The sequence below is a fragment of the Nonomuraea sp. NPDC049486 genome (genome assembly GCF_040676925.1).
Lineage (GTDB): Bacteria > Actinomycetota > Actinomycetes > Streptosporangiales > Streptosporangiaceae > Nonomuraea > Nonomuraea ferruginea.
The window spans coordinates 771,178-787,370 of record NZ_JBFAPV010000001.1 but is presented as its reverse complement, the minus strand read 5'-3'; the positions used below and the strand labels follow the sequence as shown (position 1 = coordinate 787,370).

The following is a 16,193-nucleotide window of genomic DNA, read 5'->3' as shown; positions in this document are numbered from 1 at the left end:
CCGCCCGTCGCGCGTCAGCCGCTAGTCGCGGTCGTTGTTGACCGTGGTCTTCTGCACCTGGAGCAGGAACTCCGCGTTGGACTTGGTCTCCTTCATGCGGTCAAGGAGCAGTTCCAGCGCCTGCTGCATGTCGAGCGCGTGCAGCACCCGGCGCAGCTTCCAGACGATCTGGAGCTCTTCCCTCGCCATGAGGATCTCTTCCTTACGGGTGCCGGACGCGTCGACGTCCACCGCGGGGAAGATGCGCTTGTCGGCCAGGGACCGGTTGAGCTTGAGCTCCATGTTGCCGGTGCCCTTGAACTCCTCGAAGATGACCTCGTCCATCTTGGACCCGGTCTCGACCAGGGCCGTGGCGAGGATCGTCAGCGAGCCGCCGTTCTCGATGTTGCGGGCCGCGCCGAAGAAGCGCTTGGGCGGGTAGAGGGCGGTGGAGTCGACACCACCCGACAGGATGCGCCCGGACGCCGGGGCCGCCAGGTTGTAGGCACGGCCGAGGCGGGTGATCGAGTCGAGCAGGACGACCACGTCATGGCCGAGTTCCACCAGGCGCTTCGCGCGCTCGATCGCCAGCTCCGCGACCGTGGTGTGATCTTCGGCGGGACGGTCGAAGGTCGAGTGGATGACCTCGCCCTTGACCGAACGCTGCATGTCGGTGACCTCTTCAGGCCGCTCGTCGACGAGGACGACCATGAGGTGGCACTCGGGGTTGTTGTGGGTGATCGCGTTGGCGATCGCCTGCAGCACCATCGTCTTGCCGGCCTTCGGCGGTGAGACGATGAGACCGCGCTGGCCCTTGCCGATCGGGGAGACGAGGTCGATGATCCGCGTGGTGAGGATGTTCGGCTCGGTCTCCAGGCGCAGGCGCTCCTGCGGGTAGAGCGGGGTCAGCTTGTTGAAGTCGGGCCGGTTGCGGGCCTGCTCCGGGTCCATGCCGTTGACGGTGTCGAGGCGGACCAGGGCGTTGAACTTCTCGCGTCGCTCGCCATCGCGCGGCTGGCGCACGGCTCCGGTGACGACGTCGCCCTTGCGCAGGCCGTTGCGGCGGATCTGGGCGAGCGAGACGTACACGTCGTTGCTGCCCGGCAGGTAGCCGCTGGTGCGCACGAAGGCGTAGTTGTCGAGGATGTCGAGTATGCCGGCGATCGGGATGAGGACGTCGTCCTCGCCGATCACGGGCTCGCTGCTGTCGAAGCGGTCACGGCCGCGACCGCGGTTGCGCTCCCTGAACCGGCCCCGGCGGCCACGGCCACCGCGGTCGTCGTCGCCGTCGCCCCGCTGGTCGCCCCCGCGCTGGTCGCCCCCGCGCTGGTCACTACCACGCTGGTCGCTACCGCGCTGGTCACTACCACGCTGGTCGCTACCGCGCTGGTCACTACCCCGCTGGTCGCCGCCGCGCTGGTCGCCTCGGCTGCCCGAGTCGGCGACGCGCTGGTCGCCGCCACGGTCGCTGCCGCGGTCGCTGCCACGGTCACTGCCACGGTCGCCGCGATCGTTGCCGCGTTCGCGGCGCTCGCCACGGCTGCGGCGCTCGCGCCGGCTCTCACCGCGCTCGCCACGGGAGTCGCCCTGATGGGCGTCCGCAGCGGGCTGCGCGGGCTGCTCGACGACGGGCTCGGCCGGAGCCGCGACGGGCTCGGCGGGCGCGGTCACGGTGGCCGCGGCGGCCACCGGCTCGGCGGCCTGCGGAGCGGGCTCTTCGGCGGTCTTGGCGCGGGAGCGTTCCCTGCGCGTCCGGGTGGGTCGCTCCGTGGCGGGCGCCGCGTCGGCCGCGGCGGGCGCCTCGGCGGCGGGAGCCGCCGCGCCTTCTCCGGAACCGCCACCCTGCTTCTCCTGGATGGCCGCGATGAGCTGGCTCTTCCGCATCCGCCCGGTCCCGCTGATGCCCAGCTCAGCAGCCATCTTCTGCAGCTCGGGCAGCACCTTGGCCGACAGGCCCGTGCCGGAGCGACGCGCGCGGGGCTTGGCCGCGGCGCGAGTGGGGGTGTCGCCGGACGCCGCAGATGTGCCTGTTGCGTCGGAGAGGAGTTCGGTGGTGTCGCTCAACTAAAAGGTCCTTCCCAGGGGTCGGGCCCCGGCTTCGTTCGACCGGGCGTCCCGGAGGTGCTTGCGATCCGGCGGGACAGACCGGGTCGGGGTGCACGTTTGCGATCTTCGGCCGCCGCTGGGGACGGTCGCCACTCTTGGCGAGGGGCTCGTCCAGGCCGCCACAGGACGGTGGCGCGTGGATGACACCCCCCAGATTGCTGCCGACAACCAGATGTCGAGGTGATCGAACGCGCGAGTCCCCGTCGTCGCCACCTCACGTCGGGCCAACCGGGTGTGGGCCAACCGGAGGCGACGGATTCCGGGGAGACAGCCGCGCTGCTCACGCCTCGCGACGTGAAGCATGATGCAACGATGTGTGGCTGACAAGCACGCACCCAACAAGGGGGCACCTGGTGCGGCTATCAGCCTAACATCACCAGCGCACACGGCTATTCCCTGAAGGTCTAGAGAGGCATCAGCGTGTCTCGGGGAACTGAACGTTCGCACCAACTGGGTCGACGTCCATTAGCTGGATGTGCCAGTCACTACCCACTTCTGGCGCGATCAAATCCTGCGAATCCGATGTCGAAAACGCAAGGACCGTGGGACCCGCTCCCGAAACGACGGCGGGCACGCCCACTGCACGGAGCCGTTCTACCAGATCCGCGCTCTCCAGCATGGCAGGCGCGCGGTAGGGCTGGTGCAGACGATCCTCGGTGGCGGCGAGCAGCAGCTCCCGATCCGGACGTCGGGTCAGCGCCGCGATCAGCAACGCGGCCCGGCCGGTGTTGAAGGAGGCGTCCTTGTGGGGCACGTCCTTCGGCAGCAACCCCCGAGCGGTCTCCGTGTCCAGTCGTACCGGTGGAACGATCGCGACGGGGCGGATGCCCGCGTCGGGCGTCAGCTTCACCATACGTGGTGCTCCGTCATGCTCGCTCCATGCGATCGTCAGGCCGCCGGCCAGGCACGGAGCGACGTTGTCGGGGTGGCCTTCGATCTCGGTGGCGAGCGCGTACACCGCGTCGTCGCTCAGCCCGCCGCCGCCCAGCGCCCGCGCGGCCAGGATGCCCGCGCAGATGGCGCCGGACGAGCTGCCGAGCCCGCGCGCGTGCGGGATCCGGTTACGGCACCGCAGCCGGATCCCGGCCGGCTGGGGGACGCCCATCCGGTCGAACGTCCTGCGCATCACCCTGACGATCAGGTTGCCCTCGCCGGTGTCGACCGTCCCCGCGCCCTCGCCCTCGACGGCCACCGTCACGCCGGGCTCGTCGGTGAGCGTGGCCTCGACGTGGTCGTACAGCGTCAGCGCCAGCCCGAGCGTGTCGAACCCCGGCCCGAGATTGGCGGACGTGGCGGGCACGCGTACCTCGACGGTGCTCATTTCTCACCTTTCCCCGCGGACCACGCGGCCCCCGGAACGCGAAGGCTCTTCATGCCTCTCGCACGCACATCCCCGTCATGCCATCCCTCTTCTCCCGCGACCGCCACCCGGACGCGGGAGCACCGTGCCGCGCGAGGGTCAGGCCAGGCTGAGCGCCGAGGCGGCGGCGTGGACGTCGATGGGGATGGTGATCGGGGCGGGCGCGCCGGAGATGGCCCAGTCGGGGTCCTTCAGCCCGTTGCCCGTGACGGTGCAGACGATCCGCTGCCCCGGGTCGACGAGGCCTTCGGCGTGCGCCTGGAGCAGGCCCGCCACGCTGGCCGCCGAGGCCAGCTCGACGAAGACGCCCTCTTCCTGGGCCAGCAGCTTGTAGGCGGCCGCGATCTGCCGGTCGGTCACCTTGTGGATCAGGCCGCCGGACTCGTCTCTGGCGGCCGTGGCGAGCTGCCAGGAGGCGGGGTTGCCGATGCGGATGGCGGTGGCGATGGTGTGCGGGTGGGACACGGGCGCGCCGTCGACGATGGGCGCGGCGCCGCTGGCCTGGAAGCCGAACATGCGCGGCCGCCTGGCGGCCAGGCCGTCCGCGGCGTACTCCTGGTAGCCCATCCAGTAGGCGGAGATGTTGCCCGCGTTGCCCACCGGGATGCAGTGGATGTCGGGGGCGTCGCCGAGCGCGTCGACGATCTCGAAGGCGGCCGTCTTCTGTCCCTGGAGGCGGAACGGGTTGACGGAGTTGACCAGCGCGATCGGGTAGTTGGACGACAGCTTGCGCGTCATCTCCAGGCAGTCGTCGAACGACCCCTCGACCTGCAGCAGCGTCGCGCCGTGGACGAGCGCCTGGGCGAGCTTGCCCATCGCGATCTTGCCGCGCGGCACCAGGACGGCGCAGGTGAGACCGGCGCGCACGGCGTAGGCGGCGGCCGAGGCGGAGGTGTTGCCGGTGGAGGCGCAGATGACGGCCTTGGCGCCCTCTTCCACGGCCTTGCTGATGGCCATGGTCATGCCGCGGTCCTTGAAGCTGCCGGTCGGGTTGGCGCCCTCGACCTTGAGGTAGACGTCGCATCCCGTCAGGGCGGAGACGCGGTGCGCGGGCACCAGCGGCGTGCCGCCTTCGAGCAGCGTGATGACGGGCGTCTTGGGGGTGACCGGAAGACGCTCGCGGTACTCCTCGATGAGGCCACGCCAGGACCTGCTCATGCTTGACTCCCTACCTGCGATGTTCCGCACCGAGTGTACGGGGTGGGCGGGGTGTGCGTGCTGAGCGGGGGCGAGCTGTCAAGACCCTGACAAGTGGGGTCGCGCAACGTCATTATTCAGCAAATTCCCAGCATCTCCCGATAGGGTCTCGCCAGGGGGTCATCCACATGAACGCGCGTCCTGCTTTGCCGCAGAACGACTATTCGGCCTTGCTGCCACCCGAGCTGGGTTGCTGGTCTCCGGCACTGTCCGTGAGCGTGGTGATACCCGCGCACGGGGGGCCGCACCTGGAGCTGACGCTCGCCGCACTGGCGGCGCAGACGTACCCGGGCCACCTCATGGAGGTCCTGGTCGTCGACGACGGCAGCGAGCCGCCCATCGTGCTGCCGGAGATCCGCCCGGCCAACACCAGGATCGTGCGGCCGGAGTGCGGCTGGGGCATCTCCAACGCCGTCAACACCGGCGTCAAGGCCGCCGACGGCGAGATCATCCAGCGGCTCGACGCGGACATGGTGCCCTGCCGCGAGCACATCGAGGCGATGGCCCGCTGGCACCACGTGACCGACTACCTGGTCACGATCGGCATGAAGAAGTTCGTCGAGGCGCCGCCGCTCACCGCCCGCGAAGTGTTCGGCGCCCGGCGCCTGGACGAGCTGTTCGACCTGGACGCGGCGGTGGCCAGCTCGACCGAGGCGACGATCGCCAAGACCGACGGGCTGCGCAAGAGCCGCAATCCGTACCACGTGTGCACGGGGCCGACGGTCGCCATCCCGCGCGAGGTGTTCCACGCCGTCGGCGGACTGGACCCGAACGTGCTGCGGGGCGAGGACACCGAGTTCGCCTACCGGCTGGCGATGCACGGCGTGGTCTTCGTGCCGGAGATGCGAGCGCGGGCCGTCCACCTGGGACTGCCCGCGCAGCACCGCGACAGGGAGCGCGCCGTGCGGGCCGTCGAGCCGTACCTGGCGCACCGCGTCCCGCTCCGGCGTGACCTGCGCAAGGACCGCGGGCGGCGGTGGCTGGTGCCGTACGTGGAGGTGGTGCTGGACGTCACGGGCGCCGCGGAGGAGGACGTGCGGCGCGCGGTCTCGGCGGCGCTCGACGGCAAGCTGCACGACGTGGTGGTGACGCTGGTCGGGCCGTGGTCCCGGCTGCGCGAGGGACGGCGGTCAGTGCTGGCGGACCCGCACTTCGACCTGCGGCTGATGCGCGACCTGTTCGGCCACGACGACCGGATCAGGCTCATCGACGAGGCCGCGCCGACACCCGCGCCGATCCCCTTCCGTTACCGGGGGCCGGTGGAGGTGCCGCTGCACCGGGTCACGCTGGAGCGCATGATCGAGACGGTGCAGAAGGACCTGACGGGCGTGCTGGTCGTGGACCTGCCGGACGGCCGCGAGGCCCGGCTGGAGCGCACCTCCGCGCTGGGCCGCGCCCTGCTCCTGTCGGGTCCGTGCGAGGACCCGGACGCGGTCGTCGGCACCACCCATGGGGTACGCCGCGTCTCCCCCGACCGTTACTGGCCGCAGCCGAAGGAGCAGCCGCCGGCCCCGGTCACCATCCCGGCCCCGGCGGCCCCCGGCCCCGACCGCACCCTCCTGGGCCGCCTCAGATCCGCCCTGCGTCCCGACTGACGTACGAGGGAGGCGCCTACTTGCGGAGGGCGCGTTTGACGCGGGCGGAGAAGGCCGTGCGGAGAGTCTGCCGGCTGCGGTCGGCGGCGGACAGGTCGCGGCGCAGGCCCGCCGCCTCCTTGCGGAGCGTGGCGATCTCCCGGCGGTACTCGACGGCGCTCTTGCGCCACTTGCCCGCCTCGTCGCGCCACCTAGCCACCTCGCCCCGCAGCCGCTCGGTCTCCTTGGCCAGCCGCTCCGCCTCCGCCTGGGCCGCGACCCGGGCCCGGTAGGCGCTGCGGCGGCCCTGCGGCGCCGGCTGTTCGCCGGCGAAACCGCAGCTCTCACCGGACACCCAGACGATGCCGGACACCTCGTCCACCACGTCGTCGAGGTCCTCGCCGGGACCGGCGAGCAGGCGTGCCCTGGCGAAGGACGCCGCGCGTTCGAGCCGGGCGGACACCACCCCGTCCGGCGTCTCGTCGAGCAGGATGTTGATCAGCCCGAGCCCTTCGGTGCGCGCCCGTTCGAGCAGCGCGGCCACGGAGTCCTCGCCGGGCGCCCAGCCGGGCGGCAGCCGCAGCACGTACGGCACGGCCGGGTCGACGCGGTCGTCGGCGGCCAGCCGCACCCGGCTCTCGTACGCGTAGTGCCCGCGGACCAGCTCCAGCTCCAGGTTCGGGTCCCGGAGCGGGGCGCGGCGGTCGCGTTCGAGCGTGTCCCAGGGCCCGACGAGCACCACGCGCAGGTCGTGCGCCGTGCCCGCCAGCAGGGCGTCCACGGTGGCGCGCACGGTGTCGTACCCGGCGGTCCCGTCGACCAGGACCTCCAGGTACGGGATCTTCCACGTGCGGCCCGGATGGCGGCGCAGCCAGCGGTAGGCGGGGATGCGGTCGCCGATGAACGCGTAGCTGACCCGGTCGATGCGCTCCTTGTGGCGCATCCGCATGGTGGGTCCGAGATGGTAGGCGCGGGCTTCCGGTTCGGGCACGAACACGGCCCCCGCCTGCATGAGCCGGTAGCCCATCTCGGTGTCCTGGCCGAGGACGAGGTCGCCGTCCATGGGCCCGGCGGCCTCGATCAGCCGGGCGCTGACGGAGGTGGCGCCGCCGACGTGCAGGCTGAAGGGGCGCTCGCCGTTGTCGGTCAGCCCGTCGGTCCGCTCGACCAGGCGGACGATCCAGGCGTGCGGCTCGGCCGGCTCGAAGTACGCCTCGAGGTCGTCGGGCAGCTTCTCGGGCAGCGGGGACTCGGAGAAGCGGATGTAGCCGGTGACGGCGAGGTACGGGGCCGCGTGGTGCCAGCGCATGTGCGCCGTGATCGCGCCGGCGGTCGGCACCACGTCGGAGTCGAGCCAGTGGATGACGTCGCCCGTGGCCTCGGCCAGCCCGGCGTTGCGCGCGCTGCCGCGGCCGGGGGTCTCGCAGCGGATCAGCCGGGTGTCCGGCGGGCAGTCGGCGGGCAGCCGCAGGGGCGGGTCGCTGCCGTTGTCCACGACGATGACCTCGGTCAGACCGGCCGGGTAGGTCTGCCTGGCGAGCCCGGCGAGCACCAGGTCGAGCTTGTCCTGGGCGCCGTAGGCGGGGATGACCACGCTCACCCGCAGCTCCGGCTCGAAGTCCGCGGCGGGCCGGATCGGGCGGTAGTCGTTGTTGCGTACCCTCATGCCGCTTCCATCAGCAGGCTGGGACGGAAGCCGTGCCACTGGTTGGCCGCGACCTTGACGAAATGGGCCAGCGGCAGCTGCCAGGTGTGCTGCTCGCTCAGCCCGCGGCGCAGCACGTACCCGAGCCCGTGGGTGCGGTACACCCGCGCGCCGAGGCCGGTCGCCGCCTTGAGAAACTCCCGATCCACTGCCGAATGCAAGGCAGGAAACCCCCCTATTTCCTGAAATTTCTCCCGGGACAGCAAGATCGTCCCGCCCGCTATGTGATCCGCCCACACCTCGCTCGGGTACGAGGCCCCGCTCGCGAAGGTCGTGCGCCTGATCGTCAGATTGAGCGGCTCCAGATAGAAGAACTCGCCCGTCATACCGACCACGTCGGCCCCCGAATAGGCAGCGGCCATGAGCAGATCGGAAAGGTGGCCGGGACCGTACCAGTCGTCGTCGTCCCACTTGGTGACGTAGTCGCCGCCGGCCCGGGCGGCGGCCCGGTTCAGCACCTCGCCGAACGGGACCCCGGCGTCCGCCTCCACCCAGCTCACCGGCAGCGGGCAGCCCTCGACGGCCTCCCGCACCCGCTCGAACGCGACCCCGTGCAGCCCGAGCACCACCTCGGCCCGCACCCCGCGCTGGCGCGCCATCTGGCCCAGCGCGGAGGCGACGTACTCCGGCCGTTTGGTCGCCATCACCACGCTGACCAGCGGCTGCGCGGGCCGGCGAGGCGCGGCCAGGCGGCGCAGACGGATGCTGTGCTCCTCGCGCCGCAGGTCGGCCAGGCACCGCGCGGTGCCGTCGGGCTCGTGCGCCAGCCAGGAGTGGTCGGTGAGCGGCTCACGCAGTTCCTCCGGCACCCACGAGGGCGCCCCGGACGACGTCAGCGGCACCCCGGCGGCGGCCATGCGCATGACGCCGTCGAGCGGCACCCGCTGCTCGGGCCAGTCGACTTCGAGCCCGCGCAGCGCCCGCAGCGCCGCCTCCCCGGGCTCCTCCTGCCCGTCCACGACCCATTCGCCGTCACGCCAGAGCAGGCGGGCGAGCCCTTTCTCCGGCGTGCGCGCGAAACCGCATGGGGTGAGGGACATCGATGCTGCTCCTGAGGACCGGAAACTCGACCGGCGCCTACCTTACGCCGCTTCTTACACAAGCGGACTCATCCGGTGTTCTTTCCCGGAAACCCCGAAGGCTGGTCACAGCACTCATTCAGCATCTTCTACGCGTAGTTACATTTCCCGCAGAAGATCACGGATAGTGTACGAAATCATCCCGTGATCAGCTCTTCACGATCACGGGATGAAAACGGTGATTCGCCGGTTACTCGTCGCCCTCGACGCGCATCACGCTGGCGACGGCCCGGACGATGTCGAGCTCGCGCAGCCCTTCCATCGTCGCCGAGAGCGCCGCGTCGGTGGCCCGATGGGTGACGATGACGAGCTGGGCGTCGTCACCGTGGCCCTCCTGGCGCACCGTCTGGATGGACACGTCGTGCTTGGCGAACAGCTCCGCCACCCTGGCCAGGACGCCCGGCTTGTCGGCGACGTCCAGCGCGACGTGGCAGCGGGTGACGGTCTCGCCCATGGGATGCACGCGCAGCGACGCGTAGGTCGACTCCTGCGGCCCGCGGGCGCCGGCCAGCCGGTTGCGGCCGACGGCCACCAGGTCGCCGAGCACGGCCGAGGCCGTGGGGGCGCCGCCCGCGCCCTTGCCGTAGAACATGAGCTGGCCCGCCGACTCGGCCTCGACGAAGACCGCGTTGTAGGCCTCGCGCACCCCGGCCAGCGGGTGGGACCTGGGGATCATGGCGGGGTGGACGCGGACGCCGATGGAGCGGCCGTCGTCGGAGCGGGCGCAGATGGCCAGCAGCTTGATGACGTAGCCCATGTCCTTGGCGGAGGCCACGTCGGTGGCGGTGATCTCGGTGATGCCCTCGCGGTGGACCTGCTCGGCGGTGACCCGGCTGTGGAAGGCGAGGCTCGCCAGGATGGCGGCCTTGGCCGCGGCGTCGAAGCCCTCGACGTCGGCGGTGGGGTCGGCCTCCGCGTAGCCGAGGGTCTGGGCCTCCTCCAGGGCGTCGGTGAAGGACGCGCCGGTCGAGTCCATCTTGTCGAGGATGTAGTTGGTGGTGCCGTTGACGATGCCGAGCACGCGGTTGACGCGGTCACCGGCCAGCGACTCGCGCAGCGGCCGCAGCAGCGGAATCGCCCCGGCCACGCTCGCCTCGAAGTAGAGGTCGCCGCCGCCGGCCCTGGCCGCTTCGTACAGGCTCGCGCCGTCTTCGGCCAGCAGCGCCTTGTTGGCGGTGACGACGGACTTGCCGCGGGTCAGCGCGGCGGTGATGAGCGAGCGGGCGGGCTCGATGCCGCCGATGACCTCGATGACGATGTCGACGTCGTCGCGGGTGACGAGCGACTCGGCGTCGGTGGTGAACAGGCCGGGGTCGACCTCCACGTCGCGTTTGCGGCCCAGGCGGCGCACGGCGACGCCGGCGATCTCGAACGGGGCGCCGACGCGGGCGGCGAGGTCGTCGTGCTGCTCGTGCATGAGCCGGATGACCTGGGAGCCGACCACTCCACAGCCCAGCAGGGCCACCTTCAACGGTTTCACAGCTGCCCCCTCAACAGGTCGTCCTCGGTCTCGCCCCGCACGATCACCCGGGACCGGCCGTCGGAGACGGCGACCACGGCAGGTTTGGGCAGGTAGTTGTAGTTGTTGGCCAGGGAACGGCAGTAGGCGCCGGTTGCGGCGACCGCCACCAGGTCGCCGGGCACCAGGTCGGCCGGCAGGTAGCAGTCGCGCACGATCATGTCGCCGCTCTCGCAGTGCTTGCCGACGACGCGGCTCAGCATGGGCGCGGCGTCGCTCTCACGGCTGGCCAGCACGACGGTGTATTCGGCGCCGTAGAGTGCGGTGCGGACGTTGTCGCTCATGCCGCCGTCGATGCTCACGTACGTGCGCAGCCCCTCGACGTCCTTGACCGTGCCGACCTCGTACAGGGTGATGCCGCCGGTGCCGACGATGGCGCGGCCGGGCTCGACGGTGAGGCGGGGCACGGGCAGCCCGGCGTCGGTGCAGACCTTGCGCACGATCTCGCGCAGGCTGTCGGCGATGGTCTTGACGTCGAGCGCCTCGTCGCCCTCGACGTAGGCGATGCCGTAGCCGCCGCCGAGGTCGAGCTCGGGCAGCACGACGCCGTGCTCCTCCTTGATCTGCACGAGCAGCGCGGTGAGGCGGCGGGCGGCCACCTCGAACCCCGCCGTGTCGACGATCTGGGACCCGATGTGGGAGTGGAGGCCGACCAGCTCCAGCGACGGCAGCTCCAGGACGCGGCGCACGGCCTCGGCGGCGGCGCCGGAGCTCAGCGACAGGCCGAACTTCTGGTCGTCGTGGGCGGTGGCGATGAACTCGTGGGTGTGCGCCTCGACGCCGGTGGTCACCCGGATCATGACCTTGGGCCGCTTGCCGAGCTCGGCGGCGAAGTAGCCGAGCCGGGCGATCTCCTCGTAGGAGTCGACCACGACGTGGCCGACGCCGACCTCCAGGGCCCGCCTCAGCTCGGCCGACGACTTGTTGTTGCCGTGGAGGGTGATGCGCTCGGCGGGGAAGCCGACGCTCAGCGCCACGGCCAGCTCGCCCCCGCTGGCCACGTCGAGGCCGAGCCCCTCGTCCTGCAGCCAGCGGACCATCTCCTTGCACAGGAAGGCCTTGCCCGCGTAGTGGACGTCGGAGCCGGCGAAGGCGGTGACGTAGTCGCGCATGCGCGAGCGCACGTCGTCCTCGTCGAGGACGTACAGCGGGGTGCCGTACTCGCGGGCCAGATCGCGTATGTCCAGCCCGCCGATCGTGAGCGCGCCGTCGGCCCGGCCGGCCGTTCGCGGCCAGATCGCGGGGTTGATCCGGTTGAGGTCGGCGGGCGCCAGCGGAGGGCGCTCGTGGGGCGGCGGCTCGGCGTGCCGGTCCCCGGCTGGGTGGGCGAATCGACTCACCCGATCGAGGCTATCGGAACGGCCCGTCTGCCCGTGCCCGGTGCTCACCTATCGAGACACGATCATGGGCCGACGGGCGAAGATTTTACGTCTTTTTACTGTTTCGCCGGATATATCTTAGATGCGATCCGGTCCCGCCAGCACGCTCTCCACCGCCGCCGCCAGCCGCACCCGCGCGGTGTGCACCGGCCGCGGCGGCGCGTCTCCCATCGGCACCGCGGGGGCGCGCTCGTGCGCGTCGTGGTACGCCAGCGCCAGCCGCACCTGGTAGGCGTCCCAGCCCGGATCCCTGCTCGCCGCCCGTCCCGGCAGCTCGGCCAGCACCCGCAGGACTTTCCTGTCGTACGGGGACTCCAGCAGGCCGGGCCGGAAGCCGGTCTCCGGGACGCCCAGGTCGCGCGCCCACCGCCGCACGCCCGCCGCCCGCGCGTGCCCGTACCGGACCACGAACCCGGGGTTCTCCCACGTACGGGGGAAGTCCGGCCAGGCGGGCTCCGGCAGCGCGGGAGGTTCGAAGTCGTCCAGGAGCGCCCCCGGCACGGCCACCACGACCCGCACGAACCCGCCGGGCAGTGCCTCGGCCCCGGTCACGCCCGGCAGCGCCCGCAGCCGCGCGGCCAGATCCTTCGCCGGCACCCCGCTCCGCAACGCGGCGGGCGAGACGTAGGCCGCCTCCCGCTCCCACGTGCCGTCAGGGACCGGCGGCTCCCCGAGCACCTCCGCCAGCCGCGCGATCACCGGGACCCCCGCCGGCGCATGGTCAGATGAGGGCGTGCGGCTCGGCGGAGCCGTACTCCACGAGGTGGGCGGCGCCGAGGAGCCAGCGGTCCTCGTCGCGCACCCGGACGTAGCCGAACCGGTCGGCGGCGAACACCTTGACGCCGTCCTGGCGGCACTGGCGCATGAGCACCTCGTCCCAGCCGTCGGTGAGGTCGGCGAAGCCCAGCTCGCGCAGCGGGTTGCGGCGGGCGAGCAGGGTCGCGCCGGCGATCTCCGGCAGGTAGGAGTATTCGGCCTCCGGCTGCTTGAGCAGCGTGGCCTGCGGCTTGCGCAGGTGGGCGTAGAAGGCGGCCTTGCCGACGATGTCGGCCGTCGTGAACAGGAAGGCGCGCCGCAGGTCGGACAGGTAGTGGGAGCCGTAGACGTCGCGCGGGTCCATGACCGCGACCAGGTCGGCCTCGCACAGGTCGAGCCCGCGCCCGAGCATCGCGCCGACGGTGAGCTCGGGACGGAGCGGCCGGTGGATCACGTCGGCGTCGGGCAGCACGTCGCGGGCGCGCTCCCCCGCCTCGGGCGGGCCGAAGACGACGAGCTGGGCGACCCCGCTCTGCCTGGCGACCTGGGCCAGCGCGTGCTCCGTCCGCCCTGGCTCGGGGATGACGAGCAGGACGGAGGTGTCGAGGGTGGCGCGGGCGCTGGGCAGCCCGACCTTGTCGAGCAGCTCGTCGATCCGCTCGGTCATGGTGCCGCTGTCGTAGGCGCGCCGCAGCGCGACGTGCGCGCGTCGGGTGTCGGGGTCCGGGCCGATCGGGGTGCCGCAGGCGGCGATCTCGGCCAGGCGCCACATGGGTGTGCCGGGCGGGCAGTCGACGCCGGCCGGCCAGCGGTAGGAGGTCAGCACGTCGGGATAGGCCAGGTGACCCGGCAGCAGCTGGTCGAGGGTGAGCACCCGGTCGATGCGTCCGCCGGACAGCGGCAGCGGGTTGTGCACCCGGGGCTGGACGCCGAACTGCAGGCGCGGCCAGCCGACGGTCAGGTCGGTGGTGAAGCGGTGCTCGAACAGCTCGGCGGAGGCGGCGTAGGCCGACACGTCGCCGTGGGTGTGCCAGAACACGGTGCGGATGCCGCGCTCGGCGCACCAGGCCAGCAGCGCCTTGAGCCCGTCGCCCGGCTCGCCGCGCAGCTCCTCGGCCCACGGCCCGGTCGCGACGGACTCGACCACGAGCAGGTGGGGCACCTCCAGCGGCAGCACCCTGGCGAAGTCGCGCGGCGTGAACCCGGTGGTCTGCCGCCACTCGTAGCGCAGCAGCGCCTCGGCGTGCGGCTCGGCGATCACCGCGGCGGTGATGTGGGGGCGGGTGTTGGGGCCGGTCGGCACCCGGAACGGCCTCAGCTTGAACGACTCGCCGGCGAGCGTGCGGGTCGTGGTGGTGGCCTGGAAGGCGGCGCCAGGCCGGTCGTCCTTGCGCTGGACGACGACGGGCTTGCGCTTGGGGGCGATGGGCCGCTTCACCGGCTTGGTGGCGCCCTTGAGCTCCTTGGCCAGCCGGACGGGGTTGCTCTTGCCGGTCTTGATCGCGTCGCCGAGCCTGCTCCAGCGCGCGACCTTGATCGACTTGAGCTTCCAGTTGGCCACCTCGGCCTGGTAGCGCTGCTCGGCCAGCTCCTTGCGGAGCTTGTCGGCGGCGGCGCGCTCGCGCTCCAGGTCTTCCTCGGCCCCCGCCAGCCGTTCGGCGAGCGCCTTGACCTCCTCCGCGTGCCGCTCGGCCTCGGCCAGCCTGCTCTGCGCCGCGTCCAGCAGCCTCGCCAGCTCGGCCGCGTGCTCGGCCTGCGCGACCGCTTCCCGCAGCGCCTTGCGCGTGCTCTCCAGCTCGGTGGACAACTGGACCTCCGTCTCTCAGCCCGGCAAAGGATACTCTTTTGCGGGAAGCGGCTCGAAGGGAAGAGATCCGGTGCAGTTCATCGTGCGGCCCTATGTCTGCGGCGGTCTCGGACGGATCGACAGCGCCCTCGTCGGCAAACTGTCCTCCGCCGGCCCTCGCGTGCGCCCCGCGCTCCAGACGGCCGAGGCGGCGCTGTTCAGCTCCGCCCCGCTGCCTCCCTACCAGCGTTCCGGCGAGGCGTTCGCGTTCTCCTGGGGAGAGCGCAGGCCGCCCGCCGCCCGCGCGGAACGGGCCGCCGACTGGATGGCGGTCGCGGAGACGTACGAGACGCCCGGCCTGATCGGCGACGGCCCGCGCACCACGCTGCACACCGGCGCGCTCGGGCTGGTCGACGTCTATTACGTACGGATCGGCGAGGCGGTCTACTTCTCGTCCCTGATCCAGCCCTTGATGGCGCTGGTGCCGCTGGAGATCGACTGGTCTGCCTGGGCGTCGATCCTGCGGGTGACGTTCCCGCTGGGCGAGGCGACTCCTTACCGGGAGATCAAGCGGCTGCCGGGCTCCAGCGCGCTGGTCTGGGACGGCGAGCGGCTGTCGACCGAGCGCAGGCTGCCGCGCTGGCTGCGCAGCGAGCCGTACGAGACGTGGGTCGGCGCGGGCGAGATCGTGGAGCTGCTGCACGACGTCTACAAGGACTACGACGGCCGCAAGCTGCTGGTGCCGATCAGCGGCGGCTACGACTCCCGGCTGCTGGGCAGCGTGGCGAAGTCCCGGGGGTTCGACGTGGAGTCGTGGACCACGAGCCCCGACGACGGCACCGACACCGACATCGCCTTCGCCAGGGCGATCACCGGCGAGCTGGGCATCCCGCACCGGGTGATCACCCAGGACGCGGCCTCGTACCCGGACGACGCCGCGGAGGTGGCGCGCAGGCTCGAATACCTGACGCCGCACCACGCGTGGTACGCCCCGTTCGCCAAGGAGGTCCACACGTCGGGCCGCATCCTGGTCGACGGGCTGGCGGGCGGGCCACTGCTGAAGAACTTCATGGTCAGCGGCGCCGCCCTGGAGGCCACCAGCCAGGCCGAACGGTCGGCGGCCGTGCTGGGCTCGCTCAGCCTCGGGGCGCCTTCGCAGCCGTTCCTGTCGGAGGCGGCCGGGGCGTGGATCGACGAGACGGTGCGCGAGCAGTTCGCGGCGGCCACCTCGATGCTCCACGGCCACCGGGCCGAGCTGCCGCTGTCGGTGCTCCACACCCGCACGGTGCGCGGCATCGCCCGCTCGGCGGTCAACCTGGTGGGGCCTGAGGCGTCGTTCGCGGCGCCGTTCATCCACCCGGACTTCTTCGACGCGGCCCTGTCGGTGGGCGTGGCCCGCAAGGACAAGGGCCGCTTCTACCGCGAGGTGCTGCACGCCGCCGACCCGCGGGTGGCGGCGCTGCCCTCGACCAACGTGATCAAGCAGCCGCTGCGGCGGGTGGCGCTGCGCTCCACGGCCGCCCCCGCGCGCGACTACTCCCACCGGATGCTGCGGGTGGTCGCCACGCGGGTGCCCGGCCTGCTGTCGGATGAGCTGCACGCGCTGGTCGCCGACGGGCCCGACGCGCTGACCCGGTTCAACGGATGGAACGACCGGTTCTGGGTGCGCGGGCTGGTGCTTTTCGGTCTCTGGCTGAGTGACTTCGAAAACGACCTGGATGACCTCTCTGCCCCGTTCTAGTTACACCGAGAA

At 71.9% G+C, this 16,193-nt stretch carries 11 protein-coding genes; 2 read left to right on the top strand and 9 right to left on the bottom strand.

Annotated elements, in window-relative coordinates; all coding sequences use genetic code 11:
- Nucleotides 1-21 precede the first annotated feature (21 nt).
- The 3 genes from rho to thrC all read right to left on the bottom strand — a co-directional run bounded on the left by rho (nucleotide 22) and on the right by thrC (nucleotide 4,603).
- Complete coding sequence (gene rho, locus AB0K05_RS03630; protein ID WP_364226332.1) at nucleotides 22-2,043, bottom strand: transcription termination factor Rho; 2,022 nt, start codon at nucleotides 2,041-2,043, stop codon at nucleotides 22-24.
- 457 nt (nucleotides 2,044-2,500) lie between these two features.
- Entirely contained in the window at nucleotides 2,501-3,406 is a 906-nt protein-coding gene (gene thrB, locus AB0K05_RS03625; RefSeq protein ID WP_219551283.1) for a homoserine kinase, read from the bottom strand.
- Between the two features lie 138 nt (nucleotides 3,407-3,544).
- Complete coding sequence (gene thrC / locus AB0K05_RS03620; protein ID WP_148033928.1) at nucleotides 3,545-4,603, bottom strand: threonine synthase; 1,059 nt, start codon at nucleotides 4,601-4,603, stop codon at nucleotides 3,545-3,547.
- A 251-nt stretch (nucleotides 4,604-4,854) separates the two neighbouring features.
- On the opposite strand from thrC, the gene AB0K05_RS03615 reads away from it, so the two are divergent.
- On the top strand, nucleotides 4,855-6,237 hold the full coding sequence (locus AB0K05_RS03615; protein ID WP_271275439.1) for a glycosyltransferase: 1,383 nt from the start codon (nucleotides 4,855-4,857) through the stop codon (nucleotides 6,235-6,237).
- A gap of 16 nt (nucleotides 6,238-6,253) precedes the next feature.
- Here AB0K05_RS03615 and AB0K05_RS03610 read toward each other — a convergent pair whose 3' ends face one another.
- From AB0K05_RS03610 to AB0K05_RS03585, 6 genes are all read right to left on the bottom strand, one after another.
- Nucleotides 6,254-7,882, bottom strand: coding sequence for a glycosyltransferase family 2 protein (locus AB0K05_RS03610; protein ID WP_271275440.1), 1,629 nt, complete (start codon nucleotides 7,880-7,882; stop codon nucleotides 6,254-6,256).
- Nucleotides 7,879-8,961 (bottom strand): glycosyltransferase, encoded by a 1,083-nt coding sequence (locus tag AB0K05_RS03605; RefSeq protein WP_271275441.1) that lies wholly within the window; start codon nucleotides 8,959-8,961, stop codon nucleotides 7,879-7,881. Before AB0K05_RS03605 ends, AB0K05_RS03610 begins: the two co-directional genes overlap by 4 nt.
- Before the next feature lie 229 nt (nucleotides 8,962-9,190).
- A complete protein-coding gene (locus AB0K05_RS03600) occupies nucleotides 9,191-10,480 on the bottom strand; it encodes a homoserine dehydrogenase (protein WP_271275442.1) in 1,290 nt (429 codons plus the stop codon).
- Complete coding sequence (gene lysA / locus AB0K05_RS03595) at nucleotides 10,477-11,859, bottom strand: diaminopimelate decarboxylase (RefSeq protein ID WP_148033932.1); 1,383 nt, start codon at nucleotides 11,857-11,859, stop codon at nucleotides 10,477-10,479. Before lysA ends, AB0K05_RS03600 begins: the two co-directional genes overlap by 4 nt.
- Nucleotides 11,860-11,976: 117 nt before the next feature.
- Nucleotides 11,977-12,597 carry an anticodon-binding protein gene (locus AB0K05_RS03590; RefSeq protein WP_271275443.1) on the bottom strand — a complete coding sequence of 207 codons (621 nt, stop codon included), beginning with the start codon at nucleotides 12,595-12,597 and terminating at the stop codon, nucleotides 11,977-11,979.
- 22 nt (nucleotides 12,598-12,619) lie between these two features.
- Nucleotides 12,620-14,461, bottom strand: a complete 1,842-nt coding sequence (locus AB0K05_RS03585) for a hypothetical protein (RefSeq protein ID WP_271275444.1) — start codon at nucleotides 14,459-14,461, stop codon at nucleotides 12,620-12,622.
- A gap of 70 nt (nucleotides 14,462-14,531) precedes the next feature.
- Here AB0K05_RS03585 and AB0K05_RS03580 point away from each other — a divergent pair, with 70 nt between their 5' ends.
- The gene (locus AB0K05_RS03580; RefSeq protein WP_271275445.1) at nucleotides 14,532-16,181 is read left to right on the top strand and encodes an asparagine synthetase B family protein; all 1,650 of its coding nucleotides are present in this window, start codon (nucleotides 14,532-14,534) and stop codon (nucleotides 16,179-16,181) included.
- Nucleotides 16,182-16,193 lie beyond the last annotated feature (12 nt).

Excerpts from the sequence above, each read along its gene's own strand:
- thrB (WP_219551283.1), bottom strand. The coding sequence starts at position 3,406 with ATGAGCACCGTCGAGGTACGCGTGCCCGCCACGTCCGCCAATCTCGGG.
- thrC (WP_148033928.1), bottom strand. The coding sequence starts at position 4,603 with ATGAGCAGGTCCTGGCGTGGCCTCATCGAGGAGTACCGCGAGCGTCTT.
- AB0K05_RS03610 (WP_271275440.1), bottom strand. The coding sequence starts at position 7,882 with ATGAGGGTACGCAACAACGACTACCGCCCGATCCGGCCCGCCGCGGAC.
- AB0K05_RS03605 (WP_271275441.1), bottom strand. The coding sequence starts at position 8,961 with ATGTCCCTCACCCCATGCGGTTTCGCGCGCACGCCGGAGAAAGGGCTC.